The sequence below is a fragment of the Streptomyces ureilyticus genome (assembly GCF_011045025.1).
Lineage (GTDB): Bacteria > Actinomycetota > Actinomycetes > Streptomycetales > Streptomycetaceae > Streptomyces > Streptomyces ureilyticus.
Map to the genome: position 1 here is coordinate 60,449 of NZ_JAAKZX010000024.1, position 14,919 is coordinate 75,367.

Genomic DNA, 14,919 nt, shown 5'->3' on the forward strand with positions numbered 1-14,919 from the left:
CCCCTCTGCCGCTCGAAGTCGCGCGGCACCATCTCAGGGAGAACCCATGAACGACCCCCGTCCCCGCACCGTCCTCGTCATAGGCGGCGGCGCGTCCGGCAACGCCGTGACCGTGCTGCTGCGGCGGGCGGGCATCCCCGTGGAACTGATCGAGGCCAAGCGCGACTGGAACGTGCTCGGCTCCGGCATCACCCTCCAGGGCAACGCGCTGCGCGTGCTACGCGAAGTAGGCGTATGGGACAAGGTCCGGGAGAGCGGCTACGCCGTTGACGCCGTCGGCCTGGCCGCGCCCGACGGGAGCGTGTTCCATGTCCAGCAGGACATCCGCACCGGTGGGGACGACCTGCCGCCGATCTTCGGCATGCAGCGGCCCCAGCTCCAGGAGATTCTGTGTGAGGCCGTTCTCGAGAGCGGCGCGACGGTACGCCTGGGCACCACCGCCGAGGAACTGGTCCAGGACGCGTCCGGCGTCACCGCCCGGTTCAGCGACGGCACCGAGGGCCGCTACGACCTTGTCATCGCCGCCGACGGCGTCGGCTCCCACACGCGCGCGATGATCGGCATCAGCGACAAACCCGAACCGACCGGCATGGCCATCTGGCGCGTCCCCGTGCCCCGCCCCGAGAGCGTGGAGCGCATGAACCTGGCCTACGGCGGAACCTGCTACATCGCCGGCTACTGCCCCACCAGCAAGAACACCATCTACGCCTACCTCGTCGAGGCCAACCGCGACCGCGCCTCCATCGACCCGGCCTCGTACGCGGACGAGATGCGGCGGCTGGCCGCGCCCTACGGGGGTGCGTGGCCGGAGATCGCCGCGAGCATCACCGACCCGGCCGAGGTCAACTACACCTGGTTCGAGCGGCTGCTCGTCGAGGGCTCCTGGCACCGCGGCCGGGTCGTCCTGATCGGTGACGCGGCCCACGTCTGTCCCCCCACGCTCGCCCAGGGCGCGGCCATGTCGCTGGAGGACGCCTCCGTACTGGCCGAGATGCTCAGCGAGGAGCAGGACTGGAGTTCCCTCGACGCCCTGCTGACCGGCTTCTACGAACGCCGGATCGACCGTGTCCGCATGGTGGTCGAAGCATCCGTGCAACTCGGTCAGTGGCAGCTGGACGGCGTCCGTGACGCCGACGCACCCGGTCTGATGGGCCGCACGATGTCCGCCCTGAAGGAGACCCCATGAACTCCGTGAACCCCGTGAGTTCCCAGAACAGCGCACCCACGATCGACGTCCACGCGCACGTCCTGCTCCCTCAGGTCGAGGACGCCGTCGCCGGACACCCCGGGCTGGCCGCGGCCCGCGATCTCGACGCCCGCCGCAGCGGCCCCGAGGCCATCGCCGTCAGCAGCCCGATGTTCCGGGACCGCTTCCCGAGGCTGACCGACGTCAAGGCGCGGCTCGCCGCGATGGACGCCTCCGGGGTCGACGTCCAGCTGGTCTCGCCCTCTCCGTCGCACTACCACTACTGGGCCGAAGAGGACCTGGCCCGTACGGTGTGGGAACTGGCCAACGAGGGCACCGCCGCGCACGTCGCCCAGGCCCCGCAGCGGCTGCACGGCCTCGGCCTCGTCCCGCTCCAGCACCCGGGCCTCGCCGTCGAAGCCCTCGAACACGCCCTCGGCCTGGGCCTGCGCGGTGTCGAGATCTCGAGCCACGCGCCGGGACGCGAACTGTCGGACCCCGCATACGCACCGTTCTGGACACGGGCCGAGGAAACCGGCGCGATCCTCTTCCTGCACCCCTTCGGATGCACGCTCGACGAGCGCCTCAACCGGTGGTACCTGTCCAACACCGTCGGCCAGCCGACCGAGAACGCCGTCGCCCTGTCCCATCTGATCTTCTCCGGAGTCCTGGACAGGCACCCGGGGTTGCGCATCGTCGCCGCCCACGGCGGCGGCTATCTGCCCACGCACATCGGCCGCTCCGACCACGCCTGGCGCGCCCGCACCGACACGCGCGGCTGCGCCCGCCCGCCCAGCAGCTACCTCAAGCAGCTGTACTTCGACTCCCTTGTCCACGACCCGGACGTCCTGCGCGAGCTGATCCGGGTGGCCGGCCCCGACCGGGTGCTGCTCGGCTCCGACTTCCCCTTCGACATGGGCACCGACGACCCCCTCGGCGCGCTGCGCGACGTCACGGACCTGCCCGCCCCCCACTTCCACGCCGTACGCGGCGGCAACGCGGCAGCGCTGCTCCGCCTTGTCTGAACCATCTGAAGCGCAAAAAGGAGAACCCCCACCATGAGCGCACGTCTGCTCACCCACCTGCGGCACGTCGACCTGGCCGTGCCGGACTATGACAAGCAGCTCGACTTCTACGCCGGCGTCTGGGGCCTGACCAAGGTCGCCGAAGACTCCGGCATCTCCTTCCTGGCCGCCGAGGGCTCCCCCGAGCAGTACATCGTCCGGCTCCGCAAGGCCGAGGAGAAGCGCCTCGACCTCATCTCGTACGGCGCGGCGAACCCCGCCGACGTGGACACGCTCGCCGAGCAACTCCTCGCGGGTGGAGTGCAGTTGATCTCCCAGCCGGGCAAGGTCGACACCCCCGGCGGCGGCTACGGCTTCCGCTGCTTCGACATCGACGGCCGCACCATCGAGGTCTCGGCCGACGTCGAGGCGCGCCGGCACCGTCGTATCGAGGAGAAGGAGTCCATCCCGGTCCGTCTCTCGCACGTCGTCCTGAACTCCCCCGACATCAACGCCACCCGCGCCTGGTACGAGCGTCACCTCGACTTCCGGCTGTCCGACACGATGGCCTTGCCGCACATGGGCGAGGTCATGCACTTCATGCGGATCAGCAGCCAGCACCACTCCATGGCCATCGCCAGCGGTCCGCACACCTCCCTGCAGCACCTCTCCTTCGAGATGCGCGGCATCGACGAGTACATGCGCGGCTCCGGCCGCGTGATGCGCTCCGGCGCCCGCAAGATCTGGGGCCCCGGGCGGCACATGGCGGGCGACAACACCTTCACGTACTTCCTCGACCCGCACGGCAACACCGTGGAGTACACCACCGAGCTGGAAAAGCTGGACGAGGACACCTGGCACCCGCACATCTACGACCTGACGAAGCCAGAGAACGCCGACCAGTGGGGCACGTCCAACCCGATGAACGAGATGGTCGCCAAGGAAATGCTCAACGACGTCGACCGCGGCGTCTTCGTCGCTCCGCCGGTCTGACCCCATGACACCGGGGGCTCGGCGCACTCCCCCCGCCCTGCCAGGCCGCCGCGCCCCCGGCCTGAGTCAACCCACCCAGCTCCCTAGGAATGCCATGCGTTTCGCCACGTACGAACAGCACGGCCGCAGCCGTCTCGCCACCGTCGAGGACGACGGCACCCTCTACCCCTGCCCCGGCACGGGGACGCTTCTCGACCTGATCCAGGCAGGTCCCGAGGCACTGCGCGAGGCGGGCAACGCAAGCCTGGACGTGCCGCGCGGCCCGCACGTCTCCCAGGTGCGACTGCTGCCGCCGCTCCAACCGCCGTCCGTACGCGACTTCATCACGTTCGAGGAGCACGTCGAGGGCGTACGGCGAAACATCGACGGAATCTCGGGCGCCCCGGACGCCTGGTACGACGCACCCACCTTCTACTTCACCAACCCCTACGCCGTCATCGGCGCTCACGACGACGTCCCCGTGCCGCCCGGTAGCCAGGCACTGGACTTCGAACTCGAAGTCGCCGCGGTCATCGGCCGCGAAGGCCGCGACCTCACCCCCGAGCAGGCCCGCGACCACATCATCGGCTACACCCTCTACAACGACTGGTCCGCCCGCGACCTCCAGTCACGCGAGATGCAGGTCAGCCTCGGCCCCTGCAAGGGCAAGGACACCGCCACCACCCTCGGCCCCCACCTCGTCACCGCCGACGAACTGGAGCCCTACCGCGACAGCGACGGCTTCCTGCGCCTGGCGCTGACCGCCGAGATCAACGGCGAGGTCGTCGGCAAGGACCTGCTGTCCAACATGAGCTGGACCTTCGAGGACATGACCGCCTACGCCTCCCGCGGCACCCGGGTACGCCCCGGCGACGTACTCGGCTCCGGCACCTGCGGCAACGGCGGCTGCCTCGCCGAACTATGGGGCGTACGCGGCCGCCAGGACCCGCCGCCGCTCAAGCCCGGCGACACCGTCACCCTCACCGTCGAGGGCATCGGCAGCGTCTCCAACACCGTGGTACCCGGTGCCGAACCGGTGGCCGTCCCTCGCGCCCGTACGCGCCCGCGAACGCGCCCGTGAACCGCGCGGCGGAGAGCAGGCTGAACGGCAAGGTCGTCGTCACCGGGGCCGCAGCGCGGCGGGTCACGGTCGAGGCGTCGGCCCGAGCGGAGCGACCGTAACCGCCACCGATGTGACGTCCACCAGGTTCCAGGACGACCAGGACTGAGGAGCCCACCATGAAGAAGCTTCCCGCCAAGTGCGGCCGCGTCGCCGTCATCGGCGCAGGGCCCGGTGGCATGGCCGCCGCTCTCTCCGTCCACCAGGCCGGCCACGACGTCGTGCTGTTCGAGCGCTACCCGCACGCCAGACCCGCCGGCAACATCCTCAACCTGTGGCCGCCACCCATCAAGGCACTCGGGCTGCTCGGCGTGAACACCGAGGACCTGGGTGCGCCGTGTACGGCCGAGTTCCGCAACGCCCGCGGCCGCCGCCGGGTCCGCGCGGCCCTTCCGGAGCAGGTTGTCCGCGACTACGGCGGCGGCTTCATCGGCCTGCTGCGCCCCGAGCTGTACGAGCGGCTGCTCGACGCGCTGCCCAAGGGAGTCCTGCAGGTCAAGCACACGGTGGAGCGCGTCGAGCAGGACGAGAGCGGAGTTCGACTGCACCTCGCGGACGGACGAGTCCACGAGGCGGACCTCGTGATCGGCGCGGACGGCATCGATTCCCTGGTCCGCCGCACGCTGTGGGGCGACAGCCCCAAGCGCGAGCACAACCTGCACATCTTCGGCGGCTACACCTTCGACGAGAGCGTCGAGACCGAGCCCGGGATGTGCGTCCTCTCCCACACCCGCACGGTGCAGGGCAGCTGGACCGCCATCCGCGACAAGGGACGTGACGGCCACCAGTGGTGGTTGCTCGAAGCGTTCGAGGCAAGCCGGGAATTCACCGGGGACCTGCACTCGACCGCGACCAGCCTCGGCCAGGCCTTCGCCCGTCCGCTCCCCCAGCTGATCGCCGCGACCGACTCCGCGCACGTTCAGCACTGGGTGATCCGCGACCGCAAGCCGCTGAAGCAGTGGTCCAAGGGCCGCGCCACTCTCGTCGGCGACGCCGCTCATCCCACGTCCCCGTACGCGGGGTACGGCGCCGGTATGGCCACCGAGGACGGCTACTTCATCGGCCGCCACCTGGCCGGGGTGGACCTGAGCGACTACGCCGCTGTCCACCAGGCACTCGACGCCTTCGAAGCCCCCCGCAAGCCGCACACCGCCCGGCAGTCCCAGCAGGCCTATGTCCTCGGGCAGGTCTTCCATCACGCGCCGCGCGCTCTGCAACCGATCCGGGACGCGGTCCTGGACCGCACCCCCCTGATGCAGAAGGTGGTCGGTGACTCCACCCCCCGCTCGATCCTCACTCAGCTCAGTGAGATCGACCGGGCCGAAGCCCGCTTCACCGCACTCCTCGGCCTCGGCGAGCCACACGGCACCGCTTCCTGAACCGCGCGGCGGAGCCGCGCCCGGCCGGGACGGCCGTTGTCCCAGAACAGCAGGCCGACCGACGCACGCCCCGGCACAGAACGCCAAGCGTTCATCAGGAAGTCGAGAACAGCACCTCCTACGCTCCGCGACCATCGGTCAACGCATCGTTGGGATCCGACACCACCACGTCAGGCGGTCCGTCCCCTTGCCTTCCCCGGGGCTCCAGGGTGTCCATCGCCCGGTCGAGCAGTACGGCCAGGGAACTCAAGCCCGGCTGGGCCTGGACCACTTCGAAGGACGCTCCTTCAACGGCTGGCACCACCACGCGACCCTGGTCACCGCCGCCCACGCGTTCCTTACCGAACAGCGCCTGGCCCCAGAAGCCGACACACCGGCCTCACCCTCTACCAGATCCTCGACGCCATCCAAGACCTGTTGAATTGCTGGACCGGCATCTGCACCACCTGCCATCAGCCCCTACCCCGTCGGCACTCAAGATCGAGACAGACCTAACGGAGTCCTACTAGACGGGCCGCGCATGCCCCTCCCAATACGGCTCTCGAAGCCGTCGCTTGTACAGCTTCCCGTTCGGGTCGCGTGGCATCGTCTCGATGAAGTCGACGCTCTTGGGCCGTTTGTAGCCGGCCAGTTGGCGTTCGCAGTGGCCGAGGATCTCGGCGGCCAGCGCCTCGCCCGGTGTGAAGCCGGGGGCGGGTTCGACGACGGCCTTGACCTGCTCACCCCAGTCGTCGTGCGGGATGCCGAACGCGGCGGCGTCGGCTACGGCGGGGTGGGTGAGCAGCGCGGACTCGATTTCGGCCGGGTAGATGTTGACGCCGCCCGAGATGATCAGGTCGATCTTGCGGTCGCGGAGGAAGAGATAGCCGTCCTCGTCGAGATAGCCGAGGTCACCGACGGTGAAGAAGTCGCCGATGCGGTTCTTCTTCGTCTTGGTCTCGTCCTTGTGGTACGAGAATCCCCCCGTGCTCATCTTCATGTAGACGGTGCCGAGTTCACCGGGCGGCAGCTTGTTCCCGTCGTCGTCGAAGACGGCGAGTTCGCTGATGGGCCAGGGCTTGCCGACCGTGCCCGGCTTCTTCAGCCAGTCCTCGGCGGTCGCGAAGGCTCCGCCGCCCTCGCTGGCCGCGTAGTACTCCTCGACGCAGTTGCCCCACCAGTCGATCATGGCCCGTTTCACATGGTCGGGGCAGGGTGCGGCGCCATGGATGGCATGCCGCATGGAGGAGACGTCATAGCGGGCCCGTACGTCATCCGGCAGTGCCAGCAGGCGGTGGAACTGGGTCGGGACCATGTGCGTATGCGTGCACCGGTGGGCGTCGATGAGGCGGAGCATCTCCTCGGGCGTCCACTTGTCCATCAGGACGAGCCGGTGGCCGATGTGCAGGGATGCGCCCGCGAACTGGAGCACGGCCGTGTGGTAGAGCGGCGAGCAGACGAGGTGCACGTTGTCGTCGAACGGCTTGATCCCGAAGATGCCGAGGAAACCGCCGAGATACGCCTCTTCGGGGAGCTTGCCGGACAGGGGGCGCCGGATGCCTCGCGGGCGGCCCGTGGTGCCGGAGGTGTAGTTCATGACCCAGCCGAGGGTGCGGTCGCCGGGCGCCGACTCGGGCTGTCCGTCGGTGAGTTGGGCGTACGGCCGGAAGCCCTCGACGGCACCGACGGCGTACCGCCGCTCCTGGGGCAGCTTCGCCTCGTCGGCCGCGTGCCGTGCCGCGTCGGCGAACCGCTCGTGTGCGATGAGCACCTTGGCCCCGGAGTCGGAGACGATCCAGGCGATCTCGGGGCCGACGAGGTGGTGGTTGACGGGGACGAGGTAGAAGCCCGCCTGCGCGGCGGCGAGGTACGCGGTGAAGAACTCGACACTGTTGGGCAGCACGACCGCGAAGGCGTCGCCGCGTTCGAGCCCGGCGGCACGCAGCCCGTGGACGAGGCGGTTGGTCTCGGCGTGCAGCCGTCCGGCGGTCCACTTCTCCCCGTCGGGGGCGATCAGGACCGTACGCTCGGGGTCTGCGGCTGCCTGGGCCCAGAAGCCGTTGGCGGAAGCCTGGGGGGCTTGGGTCACTCCTCGCTCCTTCCAGCGATCCGGTTGATTCGGTCGACGGCCCGCTCGAAGCCGCGGGTGAGGTCGTCGAAGACGGCCTGGACACTGCGCTCGCTGTTCATCCGGCCGACGATCTGCCCGACGGGTGTGCCGAGCAGCGGCTCCACCTCGTACTTCTGGATCCGCGAGACTGCCTCGGCGACGAGCAGGCCCTGGAGCGGCATGGGGAGCGTTCCGGGCCCGTTCGGGTCGTCCCAGGCGTCGGTCCATTCGGTACGCAGCTGCCGTGCGGGTTTCCCGGTCAGCGCACGTGAGCGGACCGTGTCGCCGGACCCGGCGGCGAGCAGTTTGCGGGTCACGGCAGGCGAGTGCATGTCGGCCTCGGTGGTGGTCAGCCACAGCGAGCCGAGCCACACCCCTTGGGCGCCGAGTGCGAGCGCGGCGGCGACCTGCTGTCCGCTGCCGATGCCGCCTGCCGCCAGTACGGGCAACGGATCGACGGCGTCCACGACTTCGGGCGTGAGCACCATCGAAGCGATCTCACCAGTGTGGCCGCCGGCCTCGTAGCCCTGGGCGACGACGATGTCGATGCCCGCCTCCGCGTGCTTGCCGGCATGCCGGGCGCTGCCCGCGAGCGCGGCAACCAGCACCCCCTGGTCGTGAGCGCGCGCGATGACATCGGCGGGCGGTGAACCGAGCGCGTTGGCCAGCAACTTGATCGGATAGTCGAAGGCGACGTCGAGCTGGTTGCGGGCCACCTGCTCCATCCAGCCGGTGATACGCCAACCGGAGGCCTCGCCCTCGGCGAGCTCCGGCACGCCGTACTTGGCCAGGGTGTCCTTCACGTACTGCCGGTGCGCCTCGGGGATCATCGCCTCGACGTCGGCCTCGGTGACGCCTTCGATCTTCTTGGCGGGCATGACGACATCCAGGCCGTACGGCATGCCGTCGACGTGTTTCTCGACCCAGTCGAGGTCGCGTTTGAGGTCGTCCGGGGCGGTATAGCGGACCGCGCCGAGCACGCCGAAACCGCCGGCCCGGCTGATGGCCGCGGCGACGGCGGGGAACGGCGTGAAGCCGAAAATGGCGTGCTCGACTCCCAGTTTCTTGCTCAGCTCCGTCTGCATGGCCGCAGGATGCCGCAGTCCTCCGGACGAGGGAAGACCTTTTCTGATGCAGCGTCAGATTTTGTGGGCGTCGGACTTCTGAGAGGTGCGTCAGTCCTCTCTCGAGCGGGGCAAGATACTTCCAGCAGTGGGCCGCACGATTCGCTACGGGAGGCTTCTCGATGACCGAAGGCGCAGAGGACAGAGCGGGCGGAGCGAGCAGCGGCGGACCGACCCGTCGCCAACTCATTGGGAAATCCCTGGCGTTGGGCGGCGCACTGGCCTTCGTTCCCTTCCCCGCGGGCCCCGCCTCGGCCGCGCCCGACCACGGCCGGCCCACCCTGCGGCCCGGAACCCCCGAGCGCGCGGGCCTGATCGCCGGCCATCTGCGCCAACTTGTCACGGACGCGGAGAAGTTCCTCGCCCCCTCCCCCAAGTACCCCTGGTACGCGGGTGCCGTGTTACTCGCCGGACGCGGAGGCACGGTCGCCCTGCATCAGCCGATCGGCAAGGCGGTGCGCTACTCCGCGTACGACGAGAAGACGGACACCGGCGTGGAGTTCCCCGCCGGGCAGCAGATCCCGATGGCCGAGGACACGGTCTTCGACCTCGCCTCGGTCTCGAAGCTGTTCACATCGATCCTGGCCGTGCAGCAGATCGAGCGGGGCGCTCTGGAGCTGGAGGGGAAGGTCGCCTCGTACCTGCCGGATTTCGGGCGTGCGGGCAAGCAGGACATCACGATCCGTCAGCTGCTCACGCACACCTCCGGGTTCCGTGCCTGGATCCCGCTCTACAACGCGCCGACGTACGAGGAGAAGCTCCAACTCATCTGGAACGAGGCGCCGATCACCCCGCCGGGCACCGCGTACCTCTACTCGGACCTCAACCTGATCTCGCTCCAACTGGTCCTGGAGCAGATCACCGGTCACCCTCTGGACGCACTGCTCCGAAACGAGATCACCGCTCCACTCCGGATGCACCGCACTCGCTACAACCCACCCGCCTCCTGGAAGCCGAAGATCGCCGCCACGGAGGACGCCCGCAAGCCCTGGTCCGGCATCGATCGCGGCCTGGTGTGGGGCGAGGTGCACGACGAGAACGCGTACAGCCTGGGCGGGGTGGCGGGCCACGCGGGCGTCTTCTCCACCGCGTGGGACCTCGCGGTCCTCGGCCGTACGCTCCTCAACGGCGGCTCGTACGGCAAGGCCCGGATCCTGGAGCCCGAGTCGGTGGAGCTGATGTTCACCGACTTCAACACGGCGTTCCCCGGCGACGAGCACGGCCTCGGCTTCGAGCTCTACCAGCACTGGTACATGGGCGCGATGGCCACCCCGCGCACCGCGGGCCACACCGGTTTCACCGGCACGTCGATGGTCCTCGATCCGACGACCGACTCCTTTCTGATCGTGCTCGGCAACTCCGTTCACCCCGTACGCAGTTGGCGATCCGGCTCCGCTCCCCGGGTCGCCGCCGCGAACAATCTGGCGCGGGCCGTCCCGGTACGGCCCGCGCGAGGACGGACGGCCTGGTTCTCCGGCATGGCCACCGAGACGTCCGCGACGCTGACGCTCCCCGCGCTCGCCGTCCCCGCCGGCGGGCAGCTGCGCTGCGCCCTGTGGTGGGACACCGAACCGCGGTCGGACGCCCTGTTCCTGGAGTCCTCGGCGGACGGCGGCACGACGTGGCAGCCGGTCCCGTTCACGACGCGGCGCCACGACGGGGAGGCAGAGGATCATCCCGCCGGTTCGGTGACCGGCTGGTCGGGCCGGATCTGGCACCGGCTGACCGCGGACCTTGCCGCGGCCCCACAGGTCCTGCTGCGGTGGCGGTACACGACGGACGAGCGCTACGTCGGCCGCGGCGCGTACGTAGACAGTCTGCGCGTCGAGAACGGCGATCGCGTCGTCTTCGACGAGAGCAGGCCGTCGGACGCGGCACGGATCAAGGCGGAGGGCTGGACGCCGACCGGCGACTGACCGACAACTGACCAGCAACCGACCGGCGACCGGGGCTATCCCCGCCCTACCCCTCCTCCAGCACCGCCATCGCCGCGTTGTGCCCCGGCACCCCGCTCACCCCGCCGCCCCGCACGGCGCCCGCGCCGCACAGCAGGATGTTCGCGTGCCGGGTTTCCACGCCCCAGCGGCCGGTGCCCTCCTGGGCGTAGGGGAAGGCGAGGTCGCGGTGGAAGATGTTGCCGCCGGGCAGCCTCAGGTCGCGTTCCAGGTCGAGGGGGGTCTTCGCCTCGATACAGGGCTGGCCGTCCGCGTCCTTGGCCAGGCAGTCGACGAGGGGTTCGGCCAGGTGGGCGTCGAGTTGGGCGAGGGTCGACTTGAGAAGTTCCTCTCGTACGGCGTCGTTGTCGTGGGCGAAGAGCCGGGCCGGTGTGTGCAGGCCGAAGAGGGTGAGCGTCTGGTAGCCCTGCCGGACCAGATCGGGGCCCAGGATCGTGGGGTCTGTCAGGGAGTGGCAGTAGATCTCGGAGGGCGGGGCGGCGGGCAGCTCGCCGGACGCGGCCTGTGCGTGTGCGGTCGCCAACTGCTCGTATCCCTCGGCGATGTGGAACGTCCCGGAGAATGCCTCGCGGGGATCTACGGAGGGGTCGCGGAGCCTCGGCAGTCGCTTGAGCAGCATGTTCACCTTGAGCTGGGCGCCCTCGGCGGGGGCGGGCGGCTCCGCTCCGGTGAGGCTCGCGAGTTCCTGCGGCGAGGCGTTCACCAGGACGTGCCGGGCCGCGACGACTCCTTCCCCGTCCTCGGTCCGGTACGTCACCTCGGCCGCGAGTCCGTCGCTCTCGACCCGGACGACGTCGTGCCCGGTCGCGATGACGGCGCCCGCGGCGCGAGCGGCTCCGGCCAGCGCGTCGGTGAGGGCGCCCATGCCGCCGACCGGTACGTCCCAGTCGCCGGTGCCGCCACCGATCACGTGGTAGAGGAAGCAGCGGTTCTGCCGCAGGGAAGGGTCGTGGGCATCGGCGAAGGTGCCGATGAGAGCGTCGGTGAGCACGACGCCGCGTACGAGATCGTCGGCGAAGGTCTCCTCGACGACCGCGCCGAGCGGCTCCTCGAAGAGTGCCCGCCAGGCCTCCGTGTCGTCGACGCGGCGGCTGAGTTCGTCGCGTGTCGGGAGGGGTTCAGTGAGGGTGGGGAACACTTGCTTGGCTACGCGGCCGGTCATGGCGTAGAAGCGCTGCCAGGCCTTGTACTCGCGGTCCGAGCCCGTCAGTCGCGCGAAGGCCTCTCGGGTGCGCCGTTCGCCGCCGCCGACGAGGAGTCCGGTCGGCCGTCCGTCGCGCTCGGCGGGCGTGTACGACGACACTGTGCGGCCGCGCACCCGGAAGTCGAGGCCGAGATCCCGCACGATCTTCCGGGGCAGGAGGCTGACCAGGTACGAGTACCGGGACAGGCGTGCGTCGAGCCCGGCGAACGGGCGGCTGGACACGGCGGCGCCGCCGGTGTTTCCCAGCCGTTCCAGGAGCAGGACGGACTTTCCCGCGCGGGCCAGGTAGGCGGCGGCGACCAGACCGTTGTGGCCTCCGCCGACGATCACGGCGTCGAATTCCTCGTGTCCCTTGAGTGCAGGCATGCCTCTTCGTAACACGCGGTGATCTAGGTCGGCCAGAGATACGTAGCAGGCGGCGGTGCGCCCGGGCGGTTCCTTTCCCCAGACCGTCCGCCACCACGCTCACCAGCCACCACGAACCCGCACCCGCACCCGCACAACCGCCGGAGGCAACCCGCAGATTCCTACTGCGCCTCCCGCGGAGCGCGTCGCGCAGCCACCCGCCGATACAACTCCACCGCCTCCGCCCCCCGCCCCAGCTGCTCCAGACAGTGCGCCTCGTCATTGCGGCTGGCGAGCGCGTCGGGGTGGTCCGCGCCAAGGACCTGCTCGCGGGCCGTGGCGACACGGCGGTACTCAACGAGCGCGTCCGCCCAGCGCCCGAGCCAGCCGAGGCCGACGGCGACCTCGCGTCGGCTGACCAGGGTGTCCGGGTGGTCGGAGCCGAGGACGCACTCACGGATGGCCCACACGTCGCGGGACTCGGCGAGGGCCTCCTCCCAGCGGCCGAGCCGGCCGAGGTTGACGCAGAGGCCGTGCCGGGCGCGCAGCGTCTCGGGGTGGGCCGGGCCGTGGACGCGGGTGCGTCCGTCGACCAGGTCGCGGTACAGCGTCAGCGCCTGGGCGCTGCGGCCGAGCCGGCCGAGGCTGATGCCGACCTCGTAGCGGGCGGCGAGCGTGTCTGGGTGGTCGGGCCCGAGGGCGCCCGCCCGGGACTCGGCGACCTCCTGGTAGGTCTGGAGCGCTTCCGGCCAGCGGCCCAACTGGCCGAGGGCGTAGGCGACTTCGAACCGGGTGACCAGGGTGTCGGGATGGTTCGGGCCGAGCACCCGTGCGCGGGCCGCGGCCACGTCCAGGGCCATGCGGTACGAGTCCTCCAGGCGCCCCAGCCTGCTGAGGTTGAAGGCGAGGTTGTGGCGGCAACGCAGGGTGTCGGGATGGTCGGGTCCCATGGCGCGCTCCCGGGCGGCCAGCACCGACGTGTACACCTGGTGCGCCTCGAAGTGGCGGCCCAACTGCCCCAATACGTATGCCATTTCCTGCCGCGCGGCCAGGGTGTCCGGGTGGTCGGACCCGAGCACCCGCTCCCTGGACTCGGCCACGCGCGTGTACTCGCGCAACGCGTCGGCGGGGCGCCCGGTGCGGCTGAGGGTGAAGGCGACCTCGTACCGGCTGGCGAGGGTGTCGGGGTGGTCGGGCCCGAGCGCGTGCTCGCGTTCGGCGGCGACGGCGCGGTGCACCTCGCCCGCCTCCGCCCAGCGGCCGAGGCGGCCGAGGCTCAGACCCGCGTTGTGCCGGCCGGTGAGGGTGCTGATCAACTCCGGTGAAGGGGTGGGGCGTTCCGCCCGAACGGGCTCCGGCGTGAAGCGGCTGTCCGTACGAGCGATCCACTCGCCGGTCAGGCCCGCGGCGGCGTCCGGCGGCGTGCTCCGCGGCCCCGCGCCTGCCGCCTTGTGGCCGGTGGTCATGCCACGGGTCCAGGACGGCAGCCGCGGTTCGCGAGCAGCAGCGGCGGCCGGCTCCGGCGCCTGACGGCGCGCAGGAGGCGACACCACGGTCGGCACGTACACCGGTGTGGTGCGGGCCGCGCTGATCCGGTGGCTCAACTCGCGGGCGTCGTGCGGGCGTTGCTCGGGCTCCTTGGCCAGCAGGTCCAGGATGATCTCCTCGACGTACTCGGGGAGTTCGGCGCGGTGGCGGCGCGGCGGCTCGGGGGGCGTGTCGCGGTGGCCGACGAGTACGGCCCAGGCGTCGTCGAGGTCGAACGGCGGCGCCCCGGTGGCGATCTCGTACAGCACGCAACCGAACGAGTAGAGGTCGCTGCGCTCGTCGACGGTCACGCCGCTGATCTGCTCCGGCGACATGTAGTGCGGGGTGCCCATCGCGATGCCCGTGCCGGTGAGGCGGGCGGTGAATCCGATGTCGTGGCCGAGGCGGGCTATGCCGAAGTCGCAGATCTTCACGGTGCCGTCGGTGAGCCGCATGATGTTGGCGGGCTTCAAGTCGCGGTGCACGATGCCCTGTTGGTGTGTGTAGGCGAGCGCGGCGGACACCTGGTCGGCGATCTCCACGACGTCGGCGACCGGCAGCGGATGCTGCTTGTTGTCCTCCAGGAGCTGGCTGAGGTTGCGCCCGTCCAGCAATTCCATGACGAGGTAGAGCACGCCGTCGGACTCGCCGAAGTCGTGGACGACGGTCACCCCGCGGTGCTGGAGGGCGGCGGCCACCCGGGCCTCGCGCCGGAAGCGTTCCCTCAGGACCCGGGTGAAGGACTGGTCGTGATGATGGCCCAGTGGTTTGAGACATTTGACGGCGACCTGTCTGCCCAGCGACTCGTCGCGCGCACGCCACACCTCCCCCATGCCGCCGCGACCGATCAGGTCGAGCAGCCGGTACCGGCCCTGGATCAGCCTGGTCTGCGGCTGCGTATCGGGCGGACTGCAAGGCGCTGGCCGCGCGGCTCTTCCCCGATGAGGTGGGAGACGTACGCGGGATCGGTGGCCGTCCGGTGCCGCCGGTGCCGCCGGTGTCGTTCGAGGAGAT

10 protein-coding genes and 1 pseudogene are annotated in these 14,919 nt (G+C 70.3%); 7 read left to right on the plus strand and 4 right to left on the minus strand.

The genetic code is table 11. The features are described from left to right. Positions 1-46 precede the first annotated feature (46 nt). The 6 genes and pseudogenes from G6048_RS10785 to G6048_RS10810 form a co-directional block, all read left to right on the plus strand. The gene (locus tag G6048_RS10785) at positions 47-1,186 is read left to right on the plus strand and encodes an FAD-dependent oxidoreductase (RefSeq protein ID WP_165339261.1); all 1,140 of its coding nucleotides are present in this window, start codon (positions 47-49) and stop codon (positions 1,184-1,186) included. Further along, entirely contained in the window at positions 1,183-2,211 is a 1,029-nt protein-coding gene (locus G6048_RS10790; RefSeq protein ID WP_165339262.1) for an amidohydrolase family protein, read from the plus strand. Before G6048_RS10785 ends, G6048_RS10790 begins: the two co-directional genes overlap by 4 nt. A gap of 33 nt (positions 2,212-2,244) precedes the next feature. After that, a complete protein-coding gene (locus G6048_RS10795) occupies positions 2,245-3,183 on the plus strand; it encodes a VOC family protein (RefSeq protein WP_165339263.1) in 939 nt (312 codons plus the stop codon). A 94-nt stretch (positions 3,184-3,277) separates the two neighbouring features. After that, positions 3,278-4,243 (plus strand): fumarylacetoacetate hydrolase family protein, encoded by a 966-nt coding sequence (locus G6048_RS10800; protein WP_165339264.1) that lies wholly within the window; start codon positions 3,278-3,280, stop codon positions 4,241-4,243. 158 nt (positions 4,244-4,401) lie between these two features. Then, positions 4,402-5,661: an FAD-dependent oxidoreductase gene (locus G6048_RS10805; protein ID WP_165339265.1), complete on the plus strand. Its 1,260-nt coding sequence runs from the start codon at positions 4,402-4,404 to the stop codon at positions 5,659-5,661. Positions 5,662-5,917: 256 nt separating this feature from the next. Further along, positions 5,918-6,082: pseudogene (locus G6048_RS10810) on the plus strand (IS701 family transposase); the annotation flags it as partial. Between the two features lie 84 nt (positions 6,083-6,166). On the opposite strand, the gene G6048_RS10815 reads toward G6048_RS10810, so the two are convergent. Beyond that, positions 6,167-7,729, minus strand: a complete 1,563-nt coding sequence (locus tag G6048_RS10815; protein ID WP_165339266.1) for an acyl-CoA synthetase — start codon at positions 7,727-7,729, stop codon at positions 6,167-6,169. Continuing rightward, the gene (locus tag G6048_RS10820) at positions 7,726-8,835 is read right to left on the minus strand and encodes an NAD(P)H-dependent flavin oxidoreductase (RefSeq protein WP_165339267.1); all 1,110 of its coding nucleotides are present in this window, start codon (positions 8,833-8,835) and stop codon (positions 7,726-7,728) included. The genes G6048_RS10815 and G6048_RS10820 overlap by 4 nt, the downstream gene beginning before the upstream one ends. Positions 8,836-8,996: 161 nt before the next feature. Here G6048_RS10820 and G6048_RS10825 point away from each other — a divergent pair, with 161 nt between their 5' ends. Then, positions 8,997-10,790, plus strand: coding sequence for a serine hydrolase (locus G6048_RS10825; RefSeq protein WP_165339268.1), 1,794 nt, complete (start codon positions 8,997-8,999; stop codon positions 10,788-10,790). Between the two features lie 46 nt (positions 10,791-10,836). On the opposite strand, the gene G6048_RS10830 is transcribed toward G6048_RS10825, so the two are convergent. Both G6048_RS10830 and G6048_RS10835 read right to left on the minus strand, forming a co-directional pair. After that, entirely contained in the window at positions 10,837-12,399 is a 1,563-nt protein-coding gene (locus G6048_RS10830) for a phytoene desaturase family protein (protein ID WP_206341438.1), read from the minus strand. 161 nt (positions 12,400-12,560) lie between these two features. Beyond that, positions 12,561-14,738, minus strand: a complete 2,178-nt coding sequence (locus tag G6048_RS10835) for a serine/threonine-protein kinase (protein WP_165339269.1) — start codon at positions 14,736-14,738, stop codon at positions 12,561-12,563. Positions 14,739-14,919 lie beyond the last annotated feature (181 nt).

Excerpts from the sequence above, each read along its gene's own strand:
- G6048_RS10800 (WP_165339264.1), top strand. The coding sequence starts at position 3,278 with ATGCGTTTCGCCACGTACGAACAGCACGGCCGCAGCCGTCTCGCCACC.
- G6048_RS10820 (WP_165339267.1), bottom strand. The coding sequence starts at position 8,835 with ATGCAGACGGAGCTGAGCAAGAAACTGGGAGTCGAGCACGCCATTTTC.
- G6048_RS10805 (WP_165339265.1), top strand. The coding sequence starts at position 4,402 with ATGAAGAAGCTTCCCGCCAAGTGCGGCCGCGTCGCCGTCATCGGCGCA.
- G6048_RS10830 (WP_206341438.1), bottom strand. The coding sequence starts at position 12,399 with ATGCCTGCACTCAAGGGACACGAGGAATTCGACGCCGTGATCGTCGGC.
- G6048_RS10795 (WP_165339263.1), top strand. The coding sequence starts at position 2,245 with ATGAGCGCACGTCTGCTCACCCACCTGCGGCACGTCGACCTGGCCGTG.
- G6048_RS10785 (WP_165339261.1), top strand. The coding sequence starts at position 47 with ATGAACGACCCCCGTCCCCGCACCGTCCTCGTCATAGGCGGCGGCGCG.
- G6048_RS10835 (WP_165339269.1), bottom strand. The coding sequence starts at position 14,738 with ATGGGGGAGGTGTGGCGTGCGCGCGACGAGTCGCTGGGCAGACAGGTC.
- G6048_RS10825 (WP_165339268.1), top strand. The coding sequence starts at position 8,997 with ATGACCGAAGGCGCAGAGGACAGAGCGGGCGGAGCGAGCAGCGGCGGA.
- G6048_RS10790 (WP_165339262.1), top strand. The coding sequence starts at position 1,183 with ATGAACTCCGTGAACCCCGTGAGTTCCCAGAACAGCGCACCCACGATC.